Source organism: Cupriavidus agavae, assembly GCF_004217045.1.
GTDB lineage: Bacteria > Pseudomonadota > Gammaproteobacteria > Burkholderiales > Burkholderiaceae > Cupriavidus > Cupriavidus agavae.
The window spans coordinates 182,072-199,542 of sequence record NZ_SGXM01000003.1; the positions used below are offsets into that span (position 1 = coordinate 182,072).

15 protein-coding genes are annotated in these 17,471 nt (G+C 69.5%); 14 read left to right on the forward strand and 1 reads right to left on the reverse strand.

Annotated elements, in window-relative coordinates:
* Positions 1 to 81: 81 nt before the first annotated feature.
* From EV147_RS14675 to EV147_RS14735, 14 genes are all read left to right on the forward strand, one after another.
* The gene (locus EV147_RS14675) at positions 82 to 1,053 is read left to right on the forward strand and encodes a magnesium and cobalt transport protein CorA (RefSeq protein ID WP_130392219.1); all 972 of its coding nucleotides are present in this window, start codon (positions 82 to 84) and stop codon (positions 1,051 to 1,053) included.
* Positions 1,054 to 1,200: 147 nt separating this feature from the next.
* Entirely contained in the window at positions 1,201 to 1,359 is a 159-nt protein-coding gene (locus EV147_RS26105; RefSeq protein ID WP_198680255.1) for a hypothetical protein, read from the forward strand.
* Positions 1,359 to 1,448: a K(+)-transporting ATPase subunit F gene (gene kdpF / locus EV147_RS14680; RefSeq protein WP_130391948.1), complete on the forward strand. Its 90-nt coding sequence runs from the start codon at positions 1,359 to 1,361 to the stop codon at positions 1,446 to 1,448. Before EV147_RS26105 ends, kdpF begins: the two co-directional genes overlap by 1 nt.
* Entirely contained in the window at positions 1,448 to 3,280 is a 1,833-nt protein-coding gene (gene kdpA, locus EV147_RS14685) for a potassium-transporting ATPase subunit KdpA (RefSeq protein ID WP_130391949.1), read from the forward strand. The genes kdpF and kdpA overlap by 1 nt, the downstream gene beginning before the upstream one ends.
* Before the next feature lie 16 nt (positions 3,281 to 3,296).
* Positions 3,297 to 5,525 carry a potassium-transporting ATPase subunit KdpB gene (gene kdpB / locus EV147_RS14690; protein WP_407923237.1) on the forward strand — a complete coding sequence of 743 codons (2,229 nt, stop codon included), beginning with the start codon at positions 3,297 to 3,299 and terminating at the stop codon, positions 5,523 to 5,525.
* Between the two features lie 16 nt (positions 5,526 to 5,541).
* Positions 5,542 to 6,156, forward strand: a complete 615-nt coding sequence (gene kdpC / locus EV147_RS14695) for a potassium-transporting ATPase subunit KdpC (RefSeq protein WP_130391950.1) — start codon at positions 5,542 to 5,544, stop codon at positions 6,154 to 6,156.
* 99 nt (positions 6,157 to 6,255) lie between these two features.
* Complete coding sequence (locus EV147_RS14700; RefSeq protein ID WP_130391951.1) at positions 6,256 to 9,114, forward strand: sensor histidine kinase; 2,859 nt, start codon at positions 6,256 to 6,258, stop codon at positions 9,112 to 9,114.
* 11 nt (positions 9,115 to 9,125) lie between these two features.
* Complete coding sequence (kdpE, locus tag EV147_RS14705; RefSeq protein ID WP_130391952.1) at positions 9,126 to 9,821, forward strand: two-component system response regulator KdpE; 696 nt, start codon at positions 9,126 to 9,128, stop codon at positions 9,819 to 9,821.
* Positions 9,822 to 9,964: 143 nt separating this feature from the next.
* Entirely contained in the window at positions 9,965 to 10,795 is an 831-nt protein-coding gene (locus tag EV147_RS14710; protein WP_130391953.1) for a hypothetical protein, read from the forward strand.
* Positions 10,796 to 10,979: 184 nt separating this feature from the next.
* Entirely contained in the window at positions 10,980 to 11,669 is a 690-nt protein-coding gene (locus tag EV147_RS14715; RefSeq protein ID WP_130391954.1) for a tetratricopeptide repeat protein, read from the forward strand.
* Positions 11,670 to 11,913: 244 nt separating this feature from the next.
* Positions 11,914 to 12,027, forward strand: a complete 114-nt coding sequence (locus tag EV147_RS26475; RefSeq protein WP_198680256.1) for a hypothetical protein — start codon at positions 11,914 to 11,916, stop codon at positions 12,025 to 12,027.
* 82 nt (positions 12,028 to 12,109) lie between these two features.
* Positions 12,110 to 13,339 carry a hypothetical protein gene (locus EV147_RS14725; RefSeq protein ID WP_130391955.1) on the forward strand — a complete coding sequence of 410 codons (1,230 nt, stop codon included), beginning with the start codon at positions 12,110 to 12,112 and terminating at the stop codon, positions 13,337 to 13,339.
* Positions 13,340 to 13,396: 57 nt separating this feature from the next.
* On the forward strand, positions 13,397 to 14,614 hold the full coding sequence (locus EV147_RS14730; RefSeq protein ID WP_130391956.1) for a hypothetical protein: 1,218 nt from the start codon (positions 13,397 to 13,399) through the stop codon (positions 14,612 to 14,614).
* A 65-nt stretch (positions 14,615 to 14,679) separates the two neighbouring features.
* Positions 14,680 to 15,903: a hypothetical protein gene (locus tag EV147_RS14735; RefSeq protein ID WP_198680257.1), complete on the forward strand. Its 1,224-nt coding sequence runs from the start codon at positions 14,680 to 14,682 to the stop codon at positions 15,901 to 15,903.
* 63 nt (positions 15,904 to 15,966) lie between these two features.
* Here EV147_RS14735 and gatB read toward each other — a convergent pair whose 3' ends face one another.
* Positions 15,967 to 17,421 (reverse strand): Asp-tRNA(Asn)/Glu-tRNA(Gln) amidotransferase subunit GatB, encoded by a 1,455-nt coding sequence (gene gatB, locus EV147_RS14740; RefSeq protein ID WP_130391958.1) that lies wholly within the window; start codon positions 17,419 to 17,421, stop codon positions 15,967 to 15,969.
* Between the last annotated feature and the right edge of the window lie 50 nt (positions 17,422 to 17,471).

A 17,471-nucleotide genomic window follows, 5' to 3' on the forward strand; every position in this document is an offset into this window, starting at 1 on the left:
CCATATGGCGCGGGCGCGTGGCACGCGCTGCACCGGTCGCGCGGACTTGCTAGCATGTCGCACCCTCACAGCGGAGTGCATATGGGCGCCATCGTCAACTGCGCAGCCTATCGGAACGGCAAGAAGCTCGGCCCGGTCGAGTTCGACGCCATCGGCGGGGCGCTTGCCGAGCCCGGTACTTTCGTCTGGCTGGGCCTGCACGAACCCGATCTGGCGCTGCTGCGCCGCGTGCAGCAGGCGTTCGGGCTGCACGACCTGGCCGTGGAGGACGCCCTGGACGCCCACCAGCGGCCCAAGCTCGAAAGCTATGGCGATTCGGTCTTCGTGGTGCTGAACACCGCCCAGCTCGTGGGCGAGGAAGTGGTGGTGGGCGAGACGCACCTGTTCGTCGGCCCCAACTACGTGGTGTCGGTGCGCCACGGCGCCAGTTCCACCTATGCCCCGGTGCGCGAGCGCTGCGAGCTGGACCCGCACGGGCTGGCCAACGGCCCCGGCTACGTGCTCTACGCGCTGATGGATTTCGTGGTCGACCACTACCTGCCGATCCTGACCCGGCTGGAGGACACCTTCGAATCGCTGGAGCAGGGCATTTTCCGCGACGAATTCGACCGCGCGGCGATCGAACGGCTCTACCACGTCAAGCATCAGGTGCTGCGGCTGCGCAACGCGGTCTATCCGGTCGAGGACATGTGCGGGCAGTTGATCCGCCTGCACGAGGACCTCGTACCCAAGGAGCTGCGCGCCTACTTCCGCGACATCGAGGACCACTGCAGCCGCATCGTCCGCTCGCTCGACGTGGTGCGCGAAATGCTGACCACGGCCGTGCAGGTGAACCTGGCGCTGGTGACCGTGGCCCAGAACGAGGTGGTCAAGCGCCTGGCCGGCTGGGGCGCCATCCTGGCCGTGCCGACCGTGGTCTTTTCACTCTACGGGATGAATTTCGAGTTCATGCCCGAGCTGAAATGGCATCTGGCCTACCCGGCCGTGATCGGCGTCACGGTGACGGCCTGCGGGTTTCTCTGGAACAAGCTGCACAAGGCGGGGTGGTTGTAGGCACCGGCGCGCGGACCCGCTCGCGGTCCGCCCCATTTTTATATCTCGTTTACACCCCCCTCCCGCCTCTCTACCCCGTTTTTACCCCCCGATCCCTACCCTTCAGTCCGTGAATCACTCGGCAGGCGCCATGCCTGCACACATGTCATGGACGGGATCTATTTCCTCGTATTGCTGGCCTTTGGCGCGCTGACGGGCGCGCTGCTGGCCCTGTGCGCCGCGCTGGGCGCCAATCTTCCCGCCGGGCGCGGCAGCGTGGACGACGGCGCGTCGGCCAAGCATTCGGCCAGCGACAGGGGGCTCTGATGAACTGGACCGACCTGCTTAGCGGCGGCCTGGCCGTCGCCATCTTCGTCTATCTGCTCGTCGCGCTGTTCCGGCCGGAGAAATTCTGATGTCGACATCGCCGTTTTCTGAATTTGCAGGACTTCTGGTCCTGTTCCTGGCCATCCTGTTCGTGGTCGGCCCGTTCCTGGGCCGCTACATGCGCTGCGCCGTCGAGGAGGGCAACTACCGGCTGACCGCCTGGGGCCGGCCGTTCGAGCGTGGTCTCTACCGCCTGTCGGGCGTGCGCGCCGACGCCGAGATGAACTGGAAGCAGTACGCCGTGGCCGTGATCGTGTTCAACGTGATCGGGGTCGTGGCCGTATACGCCATCCAGCGCCTGCAGGGCGTGCTGCCGCTGAACCCGCAGGGTTTCGGTGCGGTCTCGCCCGATTCGTCGTTCAACACGGCAATCAGCTTCGTGGCCAACACGAACTGGCAGGGCTACGCCGGCGAATCGACCATGAGCTACCTGACGCAGATGCTGGCGCTGACGGTGCAGAACTTCGTTTCGGCGGCCACCGGCATTGCGGTGGTATTCGCGCTGATTCGCGGGTTTGCCCGCCACGGCGCGCGCACCATCGGCAACTTCTGGGTCGACCTGACGCGCACCACGCTCTACGTGCTGCTGCCGCTGTCGGTGGTGCTGGCCGTGGCGCTGGTCGGCCAGGGCGTGATCCAGAACTTCGACAGCTACAAGGAGGTTCACCTGGTCACCGCCGTCGAGTACACGCAGCCCAAGGTCGACGCGGCCGGGCAGCCGGTGCTCGATGCCGGGGGCAAGCCCGTCACCGAGGCGGCGAAGACCGACCGCCAGACGCTGGCCATGGGTCCGGTGGCCTCGCAGGAAGCCATCAAGATGCTGGGCACCAACGGCGGCGGCTTCTTCAACGCCAACTCGGCCCATCCGTACGAGAACCCCACGCCGTTCTCGAACCTGCTGGAGATGCTGGCGATCTTCCTGATCCCGGCCGCGCTCTGCTTCACGTTTGGCGAGATGGTCAGGGACCGGCGCCAGGGCGTGGCCGTGATCGCGTCGATGACGGTGATCTTCGTCGTGATGGCGGTGGCGGCCATGGTGTCCGAGCAGCAGTTCAACGCCGCGCTGGCCGGGCTGCCGATCGACCACGTGGCGTCGGCGCTGCAGGCCGGCGGCAACATGGAAGGCAAGGAAGTGCGCTTTGGCATCTCGGCCAGCGCGCTGTTTGCCACGATCACCACGGCGGCGTCGTGCGGCGCGGTCAACGCCATGCATGACTCGTTCACCGCCATCGGCGGACTGGTGCCGATGCTGCTGATGCAGCTGGGCGAGGTGGTGTTCGGCGGCGTGGGCTCGGGCCTGTACGGCATGCTGGTCTACGCGGTGCTGGCGGTGTTCATCGCCGGCCTGATGATCGGCCGCACGCCCGAGTACCTGGGCAAGAAGATCGAGGCGTACGAGATGAAGATGACCGCCGTGGCGATCCTCGTCACGCCGCTGCTGGTGCTGGTGGGCACGGCCATCGCCATCATGGTCGAGCCGGGACGCGCCGGGGTGTTCAACCCGGGTACGCACGGCTTCTCCGAGGTGCTCTACGCGCTCTCGTCGGCGGCCAACAACAACGGCAGCGCGTTTGCCGGGCTGTCCGCCAACACGCCGTTCTACAACGTGCTGCTGGCTGCCGCGATGTGGTTCGGACGCTTCTGGATCATCGTGCCGGTCCTGGCGATGGCTGGTTCGCTGGCCGCCAAGCGCCGCACGCCGGTCTCGGCGGGCACGATGCCCACGCACGGCCCGCTGTTCGTGACGCTGCTGGTGGGTTCGGTGCTGCTCGTCGGCGCGCTGACCTATGTGCCCGCGCTGGCCCTGGGGCCGGTTGCCGAGCAATTGCAGCCTGCCGCCGTGACGGCGGCTGCCAAGTAATCCGCGGAGAATTCGCATGCAACAACAATCCCCGGCGACGCGTGCCGCCGATCGTGCCGCCAATGCCGCGCCGTCGCGTAACGGCGGCCCCGCCACCCCGCAGGCCCAGGCGCTCCCGCGCCCGCCGCGCAGCATGTTCTCGGCCGAGCTGGTGAAGCCGGCCGTCGTCGATGCGCTGCGCAAGCTGTCGCCGCGTGCGCAGTTGCGCAACCCGGTGATGTTCGTGGTCTACGCCGGCAGCATCCTGACGACGATCCTGTTCCTGCGCGCCTGGCTGGCGCCGGAGCAGGGCGCCAGCGAATCGGCCGGCTTCATCCTGGCGGTGTCCGTCTGGCTCTGGTTCACGGTGCTGTTCGCCAACTTTGCCGAGGCGCTGGCCGAAGGCCGCAGCAAGCAGCAGGCGGCCGCGCTGCGTGGCCTGAAGACCACCACCATGGCCCGCGTGGTGCGCGCGGGCCGCACCGACGCCCGTGCCACGGGTGCCACTGAGCCACGCGCGGCCACCGAGCTGCGCCGGGGCGACATCGTGCTCGTGGAGTCCGGCGACATGATTCCCGGCGACGGCGAGGTGATCGAAGGCGTGGCGTCGGTGGACGAAAGCGCCATCACGGGCGAATCCGCGCCGGTGATCCGCGAATCCGGCGGCGACTTCTCGTCGGTCACCGGCGGCACACGCGTGCTGTCGGACTGGATCGTGGTGCGCATCACGACCAATCCCGGCGAGAGCTTCATCGACCGCATGATCGGCATGGTCGAGGGCGCCAAGCGCCAGAAGACGCCGAACGAGCTGGCGCTGACCATCCTGCTGGTGGGCCTGACGCTGGTGCTGCTGCTGGCCACCGCCACGCTGCAGCCGTACTCGCTCTACGCGGTGCTGGTGACCAAGGCCGGCGTGCCGGTGTCAGTGACGGTGCTCGTGGCGCTGCTGGTCTGCCTGATCCCCACCACCATCGGCGGGCTGCTGTCGGCCATCGGCGTGGCCGGCATGAGCCGGATGATGGAAGCCAACGTGATCGCCACGTCGGGCCGCGCGGTGGAGGCGGCCGGCGATGTGGACGTGCTGCTGCTCGACAAGACCGGCACGATCACCCACGGCAACCGCCAGGCCGCGCGCTTCATCGCCGCGCCCGGCGTGACCGAGCGCCAGCTGGCCGAGGCCGCGTGGCTGTCGTCGCTGGCCGATGAGACGCCCGAGGGCCGCAGCATCGTCACGCTGGCGCGCCAGCGTCCCGGCACGGCGGCGCCGGAGCTGACCACGCGTGGCATGGGTGCGCCGGTGTTCGTGCCGTTCACCGCGCAGACGCGCATGAGCGGCGTGGACATGACCAGCGGCAACCTGGTGCGCAGCGTGCGCAAGGGCTCGGCCGATGCGCTGCGCCGCTACGTGACCGAACGCGCCGGCAAGTTTCCGGAAGCCGTGATGCAATCCGTGGACGATGTGGCGCGCGCCGGCAGCACGCCGCTGGTGGTCTGCGAGTCGGTGTCGGAAGGCACCGAGGACAGCGTGCGCGTGCTGGGCGTGGTGGAGCTCAAGGACATCGTCAAGACCGGCATCCGCGAACGCTTCGGCGAACTGCGCAAGATGGGCATCCGCACCGTGATGATCACCGGCGACAACCGGCTGACCGCGGCCTCGATCGCGGCCGAGGCCGGCGTCGACGACTTCCTGGCGGAAGCCACGCCCGAGGCCAAGCTCGCGCTGATCCGCGAGTACCAGGGGCAGGGGCGGCTGGTGGCGATGACCGGCGACGGCACCAACGATGCGCCCGCGCTGGCCCAGGCCGATGTGGCCGTGGCCATGAACAGCGGCACGCAGGCGGCGCGCGAGGCCGGCAACATGGTGGACCTCGACAGCAACCCGACCAAGCTGATCGAGATCGTGGAGATCGGCAAGCAGATGCTGATGACGCGCGGCTCGCTGACCACGTTCAGCGTGGCCAACGACATCGCCAAGTACTTCGCCATCATCCCGGCCGCGTTTGCCACCACGTATCCGCAGCTGAACCTGCTCAACGTGATGCATCTGTCCACGCCGGCGTCGGCCATCATGTCGGCCGTGATCTTCAACGCGCTGATCATCGTGGCGCTGATTCCGCTGGCCCTGCGCGGCGTCACGTACCGCCCGCTCGGCGCGGCCGTGCTGCTGCGCCGCAACCTGCTGATCTACGGCCTGGGCGGCATCGTGGTGCCGTTTGCCGGGATCAAGCTGATCGACATGTTGCTGACGATGGTCGGCTGGATCTGAAATTAGGAGAATTGCTATGTCCGCACAAGGCCATCTCAAGCTGGAAACGCCGGCCAGCCAGCCCGGCATGCTGCGCCCGGCGCTGACCCTGTTCGTTGCGCTGTCGGTCGTTACCGGGCTGCTGTATCCGGGGCTGGTCACCGGCATCGCCCAGGCCGTGTTCCCGCATCAGGCCGCCGGCTCGCTGATCGTCCGCCATGGCGAGACGGTTGGCTCGGAACTGATCGGCCAGCCGTTCTCGGACCCGAAGTACTTCTGGGGCCGCCTCTCGGCCACCGCGCCGATGCCCTACAACGGTGCGGCGTCGGTAGGTTCGAATCTCGGCCCGACCAACCCCGCGCTGACCGACGCCGCCAAGGGCCGCATCGACGCGCTGCACGAAGCCGATCCCGGCAACCGCGCGCCGATCCCCGTGGATCTGGTCACGGCGTCGGGCAGCGGCCTCGACCCGCATATCAGCGTGGCGGCGGCGCAATACCAGGTGGCCCGCGTGGCGCGCCTGCGCGGCTTGCCGACGCTGCGGGTCGAGGCGCTGGTCAAGGCGAACACCGAGGGACCGGGGCTGGGCGTGCTGGGGGAGCCGGGCGTCAATGTGCTGAAGCTGAATCTGGCGCTGGATGACATCAAGTAGCGCGTGTTTGCGCCCCCTCTCCCACTTCGCGGGAGAGGGGAGAAAACCGAGGGCAGCTTAAAAACAAATTCCCCGCCCACATGGCACAATCGCCGCACGATGACCGACCCCCTTCGTCCTGATCCCGACGCGCTGCTGCAACGCATGCAGGCGGAGGACGTGCGCGCCGCGCGCGGCAAGCTGCGGGTGTACTTTGGCGCGTCGGCTGGCGTAGGCAAGACCTTTGCGATGCTGGCCGCCGCCCGGGCGCTGCGCGAGCAGGGGGCCGACGTGGTGATCGGCGTGGTGGAGACGCATGGCCGCACCGAGACCGAGGCGCTGGTGCAGGGCCTGGAGCACCTGCCGCTGCGCGAGGTGCCGTACCGCGACCGTGTGCTGCGCGAGTTCGATCTCGACGGCGCGCTGGCGCGGCGCCCCGCGCTGGTGCTGGTGGATGAGCTGGCCCATTCCAACGCGGCCGGCAGCCGGCATCCCAAGCGCTGGCAGGACATCGGGGAACTGCAGGCCGCCGGCATCGACGTCTGGACCACGGTCAACGTGCAGCATCTGGACAGCCTGAACCAGGCGGTCGGCGGCATCACCGGCGTGCGGGTCTGGGAAACGGTGCCCGATACCGTGTTCGATGGTGCCGACGAGGTGGTGCTGGTCGATCTCCCCGCCGACGAACTGCTGCGCCGGCTGCGCGAGGGCAAGGTCTACCTGCCCGAGCAGGCGCGCCACGCGGCGCGCAATTTCTTCCGCAAGGGCAACCTGATCGCGCTGCGCGAGCTGGCGCTGCGCCGCACCGCCGACCGCGTGGACGACGATGTCCGCGCGTACCGCGATGCCAAGTCGATCGCGCCGGTGTGGCGCACGCGCGAGGCAGTGCTGGCGTGCATCGGGCTGGGCGACGATGCCGAGCAGGTGGTGCGCAGCGCGCACCGGCTGGCGAGCCAGCTCGACTGTGACTGGCACGTGGTGACCATCGCCGCGTCCCACCTCGTGCCGCCCGCCGACACGCTGCGGGTGCGCCTGCGCGCGGCGATGCAACTGGCCGAATCGCTGGGCGCCCGCACCGAGACGCTTGCCGGCCACGATCTGGTGCAGGCCGTGGCCGGCTATATCCGCCGTCACAACCTGACCAAGGTGCTGGTGGGCAGGGCGCGCACCGAATGGCGCGCCGAAGGGGGGCTCGTCGAACGGGCGCGGATGTGGCTGGCGCGGGCCATCGCGCCGCTGCTCGGCGCCGGCAACCGGCTGATCGGCCGGCAGTCGTTTGCCGATGCCCTGGCGGCGGGGTGCCCCGAGGTCGATGTGATGCGGGTGGCCGCCGATACCGTGCGCGACCATATGCGCCCCGAAAGCCGCCCGGCCCGCCCCGGGCACGACGGCGCAGCGGCGGCCGGTACCGCGACGCTGCGCAGCGGCGACTACGGCTGGGCGGTGGCGTGGTGCGGGGTGGCCACGGCTGTCTCGATGCTCGCGCGGCCATGGTTCGACCAGGTCAACATCGCGATGCTGTTCCTGGTGGCCGTGGTCGTGGTGGCGCTGCGCCACGGGCGCGGGCCGGCGGCGGTGGCGTCGGTGCTGTCGGTGGCGTCGTTCGATTTCTTCTTCGTGGCCCCGCGCATGTCGTTCGCGGTCAGCGACGTGCAGTACCTGCTGACGTTCTTCGTGCTGCTGGCGGTCGGGCTGGTCATCGGCCAGCTGACCGCAGGGCTGCGCGAGCAGGCGCAGGTCTCGGTACGGCGCGAGACCGACGCGCGCACGCTCTACGAACTGGCGCGCGAACTGTCGGCGGCGCTCACCACCGCCCAGATCGTCGAGATCGGCGGGCGCTTCCTGCACGCGGCGTTCGATGCGCACGCCACGTTCTTCCTCGTCAACGACAGCCGCCGGCTGGTCCCGATGTCGCCGCCCGCGCCGCCGGCATCGGCGGACAGCGGCCCGCGCACACCCAAGGGCGAAGCCACCGATACCGTGCTGGCGCAGTGGGTGTTCGACCACGGCGAGCCGGCCGGCACCGGCACCAATACGCTACCGGGCAGCACCGTGCTGTACCTGCCGCTGAAGGCGCCGATGCAGACGCGCGGCGTGCTGGCCGTGGAGCCGCGCGCCTGGCACGCGCTGGCCGAGCCCGCGCTGCGCCGGCAGGCCGATGTCTTCGCCACGCTGATGGCGATTGCCATCGAGCGGCTGCATTACGTGGACGTGGCGCAGCGCGCGCTGCTGTCGATCGAATCGGAGCGGCTGCGCAGTTCGCTGCTGGCGGCGGTGTCGCACGACCTGCGCACGCCGCTGACCGGCCTGCTCGGCATGGCCGAGACGCTGCAGCGCGCCGAGCCGCCGCTGGCCCGCGACGTGGCCGACACGGTGGACGCGATCCATGCCCAGGCGCAGCGCATGCGCACGATGGTGGTGAATCTGCTCGACATGGCACGGCTGCAGCAGCACGACGTCACGCTGCAGCGCGGCTGGCAATCGCTGGAGGAACTGGTGGGCGCGGCGCTGGCGTCGATGCGCGAGACGCTGGCGGGCCACCGCATCGACGTGGCGGACCTCTCCGCGCTGCCGCTGGTCGAGTGCGACGGCGTGCTGATGGAGCGCGTGCTGTGCAACCTGTTCGAGAACGCCGCCAAGTACACGCCGCCGGGCACGGTGGTGCGCGTGCGCGGCGAGGTGACCGGCAGCGAGGCCAGCGACGAGGTGCGGCTGATCGTCGAGGACGAGGGCCCCGGCGTGCCGGCCGGCCAGGCGCGCCATATCTTCGAGAAATTCACACGCGGCGAGCGCGAATCGGCCACGGCTGGCGTGGGCCTGGGACTGGCGGTCTGCGAGGCCATCGTGCAGGCGCACGGCGGCCGGATCTGGGTCGAGCCCGCCACGCCCGGCGCCCGCTTCATCGTGGCCTTGCCGCGCGGCAACCCGCCGGCCATCGAGCCCGAGCCGCTCGACGAAACCCTTCACTTTCCGCACTGAGTCCGCCCGCGATGCCTTTCGATTTCTCGCCGACCGTCCTGCTGGTCGAGGATGAACCCCATATCCGACGCTTCGTGCGCGAATCGCTGCAGGCCGAAGGCTGCACCGTGCACGAGGCCGAGACGCTCAAGCGCGGCCTGATCGACGCCGGCACCCGCCAGCCCGACATCGTCGTGCTGGACCTGGGCCTGCCCGATGGCGACGGCATGACGCTGATCCGCGAGATGCGTACGTGGACCGAGGTGCCGGTGCTGGTGCTCTCGGCCCGTACCGGCGAGGCCGACAAGATCGCCGCGCTGGACGCCGGCGCCGACGACTACCTGACCAAGCCCTTCGGGGTGGGCGAACTCGTGGCGCGCGTGCGGGTGCTGTTGCGCCGCCACGCCAAGGCCAATCCCCAGGGCACGCCCCAGATCCAGTTCGGCGAGGTGCGCGTGGACCTGGCCAACCGGCTGGTCACGCGCGGCGAGGCCGCCGTGCACCTGACCCCGATCGAATACCGGCTGCTGGCCGTGCTGATCGCCCATCGCGGCAAGGTCATGACGCACCGGGAGCTGCTGCGGGAGGTGTGGGGGCCGTCACATTCGGAAAGCAGCCACTATCTGCGCGTCTACATGGGGCACCTGCGCCACAAGCTGGAGGCCGATCCGGCGCAGCCAGTACACCTGCTCACCGAGGTGGGAGTGGGCTACCGGTTTGCGGGGTAGGCCGCTGGCGGGCCACACGGATCGGGGTTGACCGGTTCTGCTCCATGTACCTCCCATCGGGGGTCTGAAACGATGCTTCCGCCACGGTACGGTGCTTGCCGTGCCGCCGGCGATTCCCGATCCCTGATATCCGGAGCGAAGCGATGACTCAGCGAACCACTCAGACAGCACAAGCCCAATCCGGCATTCCATACTTCCGGGCGAACAGCAACGGCCCCGATGCGTCGGCGTCGGGCGGTGGCGCCATTGCCGTCGGTACATCCGCGAATGCCCAGGTGGGCGACGCGATTGCCATCGGCACCGAGGCCATTGCCGACGGCGAGCACAACGGCCTGGCCATCGGCACGACCGCGCACGCGTCGAGCTACTACACGGTGGCCGTGGGGCGCGGCGCGTTGGCTGCCGGGCCGCGAGCGACCGCGCTCGGTGCCGAGACCGTCGCCGAGGGCGACCATAGCCTGGCGGCGGGCGGCTCCGCGAGCGCGCCGGCAACGTTCTCGACCGCCGTAGGCACCCGGGCAAGCGCTGCCGACGAGGGCGCGAGCGCGTTCGGACGCTCCGCCAAGGCGACGGGCTTCTATAGCCTCGCCATCGGCACGGGCAGCGCGGCCAGCGAGGACTCCTCCGTGGCGATGGGAACCAAGGCTTCAGCGGCCGCGCCGGGAGGGGTGGCGATCGGCGGTGGCGCCAAGGTGTTTGCCGACCGGGGTGCGGCGCTGGGCAGCGACGCACGGGCGGAAGCGGTGGATGGCGTGGCACTGGGCGCCGGCTCGGTGTGCGACCGCAAGCGCGCCGTATCGGTGGGCACGCAGGAGGCGACGCGCCAGATCGTCCATGTCGGCGCAGGCACGGACGGCACCGATGCGGTCAACGTCGAGCAGTTGCGCCAGATGCTGGCGGACGTGGTCGCTGCGCTGGACCAGCGGCTCGACGCGCTCGATGCGCGGCTGGCGGCGATCGAGAAGGAGAACTGAGGCTGTATCCGCTGTTCAGGCCGCCGCCCGCAAAGGAATGCGGCCTGTATTCATGATATCGATGTCGATATGTAATTATGAGCTATAGATATCCATCTGGATGATATGGATCCGTTTGCCGGCATCCTACACTGAAGACGAGCCTGGCTTTTCCGCGCCAGCTGCAGGATTCCGGAGCCACGTCATGTCCTTTCCCCCGATCCGCCTGGCCGCCCTCGTCCTTGCCATGGCGGTCGGCCTGCCAGCCGTCGCCGCCCCCGAAACGCCGGCTCCCGCCCAATCCCAGACCCGTGACGCCGTGACCGCCTATGAGGCGGGCCACTTCGACGCCGCGTTGCAGGGCTTTGCCGCCGCCGCGCAGCGGGGCAACCGGCTGGCGCAGTTCAACTACGCGATGATGCTGCTGCGCGGCGAGGGGACCACGGCGAAGCCGCAGGAGGCGCTGGTCTGGCTGCGGCGCGCTGCCGACAACCAGATGACGCATGCCCAGTTCACGCTGGGCGACCTCCACGAACGCGGCGGGCTGGTGCCGAAATCGCTGGAGGAGGCCAACCGCTGGTACGAGCGGGCCGCGCAGGGCGGGCATACGCAAGCCCAGATGGCGCTGGCGACCAACTACTTCACCGGACGCGGCGTGCCGCGCGATTACGGCCAGGCGTTCGCCTGGTACTCGAAGGCGGCCACGGCCGGCGACGGCGGCGCGCAGTACATCGTCGCCAGCTATTACGAGCGCGGCTATCCGGGCATCGTCGAGCGCGACGTCGAACAGGCCAAGATCTGGTACGCCCGCGCCGCCGCCCATGGCGACCCCGGCGCGCTGGCCAAGCTGCGCTCGCTGCTGGAAGAGGGCCTGCGTGGCAAGTCGCAGATGTAGCGATGGAAGGGCCGCAATCCATGGCCCGGCCTCCGGTTGTCTGAAAGGATGGACTCGTCTGGCAAGGCCGCCGAAGCCCGGCTGCCGCCGGTGATCTTCCTTTCGACGGGCAATCCAGGAGCACGTCATCGCACAACAGGGAATCAAGTTTTTCCGCGTGAATACGGGGTGGAGCGAGGACGCCGCCGACCGCAGTGCATCGGTATCGGTCGGCAGATCCGATTTGCGGCGGCAACTGACCAACGTGGCAGACGGAACAGACCCCTCCGACGCCGCCACGCTCGGCCAGCTCCAGGCGGTCAGCGAGGCCCTGCAAAGGCTCCAGAGCAGGCTCGCCGCGCTGGAGGCCAGAAGCTAGCCAATCCATTCCCCGGCTGCTCCCGGTTTGGAATGATGGCCCTGCCCGGCAACACTTCGCGGGCCACTCTTGGGAGCAGCACATGACAGAATCAGTACAGGAATCCGGCGCGGCAGAAGTCGCCGCGCCGGGACAATCGGGTTTCACATACTTCCGCGCGAACAGCCTGGCCGCCGACGCATCGGCCACCGGCACCGATACGGTGGCAATCGGGCCGCGCGCGGTCTCGGAGAGCACCAACAGCGTGGCGCTCGGCCTCGATGCCCGGGCGATCGGGGAGGGCAACTCGGTGTCCGTGGGCTATCGCGCGTCGAGCTTCAATACGTCGACGATCGCCATCGGTGCCGATGCCAAGGCACTGGCGCGGGGCGACGTGGCCATCGGCTATCTCGCCGTCGCGGGTGAGGCGGACGGCGTGGCGCTGGGCGGCAATGCGTCGAGCCAGGGCGAGCTGTCCACCGTGCTGGGCGCGCACGGCACGGCATTCGGCCTGGGCAGCGTGGCGCTGGGCGCGCAGAGCGTGGCCGACGACGACTACGTGGTGTCGGTGGGCAACGCGCAACGCCAGCGTCCCATCGTCAACGTGGCGCCGGGCGCGCTGTCGGCCACCAGCAACGAGGCCGTGACCGGCAGCCAGTTGCACGCCACGCAGCAGGAAGCCGAGAAGCTGGCGGCCGATGTGGCCGCGCTGCAGAGCGATACCGCCAGCACCCCCTACTTCCTCGTCGGCTCGAAGGAGGTCAACCCAGGCGCCGACCGGACCATGGTAACGGTTGGCCCCGAAGCGGTGGCCCACCAGTCGGGCAGCATCGCCATCGGCCATCTGGCCAGTGCTTCCGGTGACATCGACGCCATTGCGATCGGCCGGAACTCGTCGTCGGCGCTGCACTACGCCATTGCGCTCGGCACGGATACGGTGGTCTTCAACGTGGCCGCCATCGGCATCGGCCTGCAGGCGAAGGCCACCGGCGTGCGCTCCATCGCGCTGGGCGCCTACAGCAACGTGACCGGCAAACGCAGCGTAGCCCTCGGCGAGAGCAGCGTCGCCGACCGCGATGACTCCGTCTCGGTCGGCAGTCCCGACCGCCAACGCACGGTCGCCTACATGGCGGCGGGCATCCTGACGCAGGACAGTACCGATGGCGTCAACGGCAGCCAGCTCTACGCGACCAACCTGGCGGTCACCAATCTGATGCAGCAGTCCGTGGCGCAGCGGCAGCAGCTCGACACGCTCAAGGCCAGCCTCGCGGACAGCAAGCGGGACCTGGACCTCCTGCGCAGGCGGATCGCCGCGCTCGAAGCCAACGGCTGACGTGTCATCGCCCGCGCCGCGCCGCGCTGCGCGGGCGCATCCTCCATGGAGACTCCCATGACAGAGCATGTAGAGGTTCCCGGCGACGCGTTCACCGCAGCGCCGCTCCAGGCCGGCATCACCTATTTCCGGGCCAACAGCACCGCGGCCGATGCGTCGGCGACCGGGCCCAACAGCGTGGCCGCCGCCCCGCGCGCGGTAGCCGACAGCCAGGGCGCGCTGGCGCTGGGCCTCGATGCCCACGCCGCGGCGCCGGACACCATCGCGCTGGGCTACGGCGCGAGTGCCTCGTCCAGCGGCACCGTGGCAATCGGCGCCAGCGCGCGGGCAGTGGGTGGCAACAGCCTTGCCTTCGGCTACCGGGCCGAATCCATCGATTTCGGCGGCGTGGCGGCGGGTGCCAGATCCGTGGCGCACGGCAGGGAGTCAGTCGCGCTCGGGGCAGCCGCCGTGGCGTCGGCCGAAGGCAGTGTGGCATTGGGTTCGCAGAGCCGGGCAGAAGCCGACTATGTGGTCTCGCTTGGCGACGCTGCGCTGCAGCGCGCCATCGTCCACGTCGCCCCCGGCGCGAGGTCGGCGAGCAGCACCGAGGTGGTCACCGGCAGCCAGCTGCATGCCACGCGGGTGCAGGTGGCCGCGCTCTCGGCCGACGCCGACGCCGTGAAAGCTGCCGCCGCGTCCGCCGCCTACTTCCAGGTGGGCTCGGAGGCGGCCAATGCATCGTCCGGGGCGACGATGGTCAGCATGGGGCCTGCTGCCCGGGCAGCCGCCGGAGCGGACATCGCGGTCGGGGCCGGGGCGGTTGCCAGCGCGTCGCACAACGCGCTGGCGCTGGGGCCGGGCGCGCTGGCTGCGGCGTACTACACCGTGGCAGTGGGCGCCAGGGCGCAGGCAGGGTTGACGGCCGGCGTGGCGCTCGGCCTCTCGGCGCAGGCCGGCACGACCCGGACCGTGGCACTCGGCGCCCATACCCTGGTCCGGAGCGCGCGCAGCGTGGCGCTGGGCGAGAGCAGTACGGCTGACCATGCCGATGCGGTCTCGGCAGGCAGCGCGCAACGCCAGCGCATCGTCACGTCGGCGCGCGCCGGCGTGATCTCGGCCACGAGCACCGAGGCCGTGACCGGCGCCCAACTGCATGCGATCAACCAGCAGCTTCAGTCGCTGGCCGGCACGCTGGCGCAGCGCGTGGACACACTGCGCGGCAGCCTGGCCGCCAGCCGGCAACGCCGCGAGGCGCTGTTCAGGCGGCTCGTGGCATTGGAGGCGGCGCGCTGAGGCAATTCGGCATGACGGACCCCGCCCGACAGCCGCCGCTGCGGGCCAACCCATGGAGCAGCAACATGACAGAGACAGCACAGACGGGCCGCGCGGACGACGAGCAGGCGGCGCTGGCCCAGACCGGCACCACCTACTTCCGGGCCAACAGCTCGGCAGACGACGCCACCGCCAACGGCCGGGACAGCGTGGCCATCGGGCCGCGTGCGGTCGCGGATGGGAACAACAGCCTGGCAATCGGCCTCAATGCCACAACGTCCGGCCCGGGCGACGCCCTGTCGGTGGGCATGCTCGCCAGCAGCGGCAATGCGGGCGCCGTGGCCATCGGCTCCACGGTCAAGGCGTTCGGCAACAACAGCCTCGCCTTCGGCTATCTGGCGGAATCGTCCGGCGTCAACAGTGTGGCGCTGGGCAGCCGGGCCGCCGGCCTGATCGAGGGCGCCGTGGCGCTGGGCCGGGAGAGCACCGTCACGGGCCAGGGCAGCGTTGCGTTGGGCGCCCACAGCAGCGCCTCCGCCGACCATGTGGTGTCGGTCGGCAACGATGACCTGCAGCGCGTGATCCGGCACGTTGCCCCCGGAGAGGTCTCCGCCGCCAGCACCGACGCCATCAACGGCAGCCAGTTGCACGCCACGGACACGCACCTCGCCGAACTGTCCGCCGCCATCGGCAACGTGGTGGACAACACCGCCGACAGCATCTACTTCCGGGTGGGAAGCAGTACCGCGAATCCGACCGGGCCGGGGCAGAGCGTCAGCGCGGGCCCCGGCGCGCGGGCCTCGGGCGGCGCCAACATCGCCGTGGGCGCCGACGCGGTGGCCAGCGGCGAGAACAACGCGATTGCGGTGGGTCATGGCGCCCATGCCAGCGGCTACGATGCCGTGGCGCTGGCCGTGAATGCGGTGGCGTCCGGTGTCGGGTCCGTGGCGATGGGCATCGAGGCCACGGCCACCGCCGCGCGCGCCATGGCGCTGGGGCCGTACAGCTCGGCCACCGGCGCACGCAGCGTGGCGCTGGGCGAAAGCAGCGTGGCTGACCGCGACGATACGGTGTCGGTCGGCAGCGCCCAGAGCCAACGCGCCATCATCTACATGCGCGCCGGTGCGGTGTCGGCCACCAGTACCGACGCCATCAACGGCAGCCAGCTCCACGCCACCAACCGGCAACTCGGCGAACTGGCCCGGCGGCTGAGCAGTCAGGTGGATGCCCTCGAACGCGAAATGGACACCGGTGAGCGCCTGCTGGACCGGCTCGAAGCCCGCATCGCGCGGCTGGAAGGCTGTGACTGACAAGTAAAACGGCCACGCGCGAAGCGTGGCCGTTTTACGATGCCGGGTGACGGAAGACGCCGGTCAGCCCAGTTTTTTCTTCAGCAGTTCGTTGACCTGCGCCGGGTTGGCCTTGCCCTTGGTGGCCTTCATGGCCTGGCCCACCAGCGCGTTGAACGCCTTTTCCTTGCCGGCACGGAACTCCTCGACCGACTTGGCGTTGGCGGCCAGCACGTCGTCGATGATCTTCTCCAGCTCGCCGGTGTCGGACATCTGCTTCAGGCCCTTGGCGGCGATGATCGCGTCGGCGTCGCCATCGGACTCGCCGGCCCACATTGCCGGGAACACATCCTTCTTGGCCGTGTTGTTCGAGACCGTGCCATCGGCGATGCGGGATAGCAGTTTCGCCAATTTGGCCGGGCTCACCGGGGCCGCCTCGATCGAGATGCCGTCGCGGTTCAGTTGCGACGCCACATCGCCCATCAGCCAGTTGGCGGCGGGCTTGGCGCTGGCGGCGCCCACCTCTGCGACCACGGCCTCGAAGTAGGCGGCCTGGGCCTTGGTGGCGGTCAGCGTGCTGGCGTCGTAGGCCGACAGCCCGTATTGCGAGACAAAACGCGCCTGCATCGCCGCCGGCAGTTCGGGCAGCGCGCCGCGCACGCGCTCGACCCAGGCCGCGTCGATTTCCAGCGGCATCAGGTCCGGGTCGGGGAAGTAACGGTAGTCGTGCGCGTCTTCCTTGGTGCGCATCGCACGCGTCTCGCCGGTGTCGGGGTCGAACAGCACGGTGGCCTGCACGATCTCGCGGCCGTCCTCGATTTCAGCAATCTGCCATTGCACTTCGTAGTCGATGGCCTGCTGCAGGAAGCGGAACGAGTTCAGGTTCTTGATCTCGCGGCGCGTGCCGAACTTCTCCTGGCCCACCGGGCGCACGGAGACGTTGGCGTCGCAGCGGAAGCTGCCTTCCTGCATGTTGCCGTCGCAGATGCCGAGCCAGACCACCAGCGAGTGCAGCGCCCTGGCGTAGGCCACGGCCTCGGCCGAGCTGCGCATCTCGGGCTCGGTCACGATTTCCAGCAGCGGCGTGCCGGCGCGGTTCAGGTCGATGCCGGTCATGCCGGCGAAGTCCTCGTGCAGCGATTTGCCGGCGTCTTCCTCAAGATGGGCGCGCGTCAGGTTGACGGTCTTCTCGTAGACGCCCTGCTTGCCTTCCACCTGGATCGTGATCTTGCCGCCTTGCACCACCGGGATCTCGTACTGGCTGATCTGGTAGCCCTTCGGCAGGTCGGGGTAGAAGTAGTTCTTGCGCGCGAAGATGCTGCGCGGCGCAATCGTGGCGTCGATGGCCAGGCCGAACTGGATGGCCCGCTCGACCGCGCCCTTGTTCAGCACGGGCAGCACGCCCGGCAGCGCCAGGTCCACGGGCGAGGCCTGCGTGTTGGGCTCGGCCCCGAACGCGGTGGAGGTGCCGGAGAAAATCTTGGAGGCCGTGGAGAGCTGCGTATGCGTCTCCAGGCCGATCACCACTTCCCATTGCATGGCGGTATTCCTGTTTGAGTCTTGCTGTATCTAAGTATCTGGTGCCGGGC

Coding starts and splice junctions, on each gene's coding strand:
- EV147_RS26105 (WP_198680255.1), top strand. CDS start 1,201: ATGGACGGGATCTATTTCCTCGTATTGCTGGCCTTTGGCGCGCTGACG.
- EV147_RS14700 (WP_130391951.1), top strand. CDS start 6,256: ATGACCGACCCCCTTCGTCCTGATCCCGACGCGCTGCTGCAACGCATG.
- kdpF (WP_130391948.1), top strand. CDS start 1,359: ATGAACTGGACCGACCTGCTTAGCGGCGGCCTGGCCGTCGCCATCTTC.
- kdpA (WP_130391949.1), top strand. CDS start 1,448: ATGTCGACATCGCCGTTTTCTGAATTTGCAGGACTTCTGGTCCTGTTC.
- EV147_RS14675 (WP_130392219.1), top strand. CDS start 82: ATGGGCGCCATCGTCAACTGCGCAGCCTATCGGAACGGCAAGAAGCTC.
- EV147_RS14725 (WP_130391955.1), top strand. CDS start 12,110: ATGACAGAATCAGTACAGGAATCCGGCGCGGCAGAAGTCGCCGCGCCG.
- kdpE (WP_130391952.1), top strand. CDS start 9,126: ATGCCTTTCGATTTCTCGCCGACCGTCCTGCTGGTCGAGGATGAACCC.
- gatB (WP_130391958.1), bottom strand. CDS start 17,421: ATGCAATGGGAAGTGGTGATCGGCCTGGAGACGCATACGCAGCTCTCC.
- EV147_RS14730 (WP_130391956.1), top strand. CDS start 13,397: ATGACAGAGCATGTAGAGGTTCCCGGCGACGCGTTCACCGCAGCGCCG.
- kdpB (WP_407923237.1), top strand. CDS start 3,297: ATGCAACAACAATCCCCGGCGACGCGTGCCGCCGATCGTGCCGCCAAT.
- kdpC (WP_130391950.1), top strand. CDS start 5,542: ATGTCCGCACAAGGCCATCTCAAGCTGGAAACGCCGGCCAGCCAGCCC.
- EV147_RS14715 (WP_130391954.1), top strand. CDS start 10,980: ATGTCCTTTCCCCCGATCCGCCTGGCCGCCCTCGTCCTTGCCATGGCG.
- EV147_RS14735 (WP_198680257.1), top strand. CDS start 14,680: ATGACAGAGACAGCACAGACGGGCCGCGCGGACGACGAGCAGGCGGCG.
- EV147_RS14710 (WP_130391953.1), top strand. CDS start 9,965: ATGACTCAGCGAACCACTCAGACAGCACAAGCCCAATCCGGCATTCCA.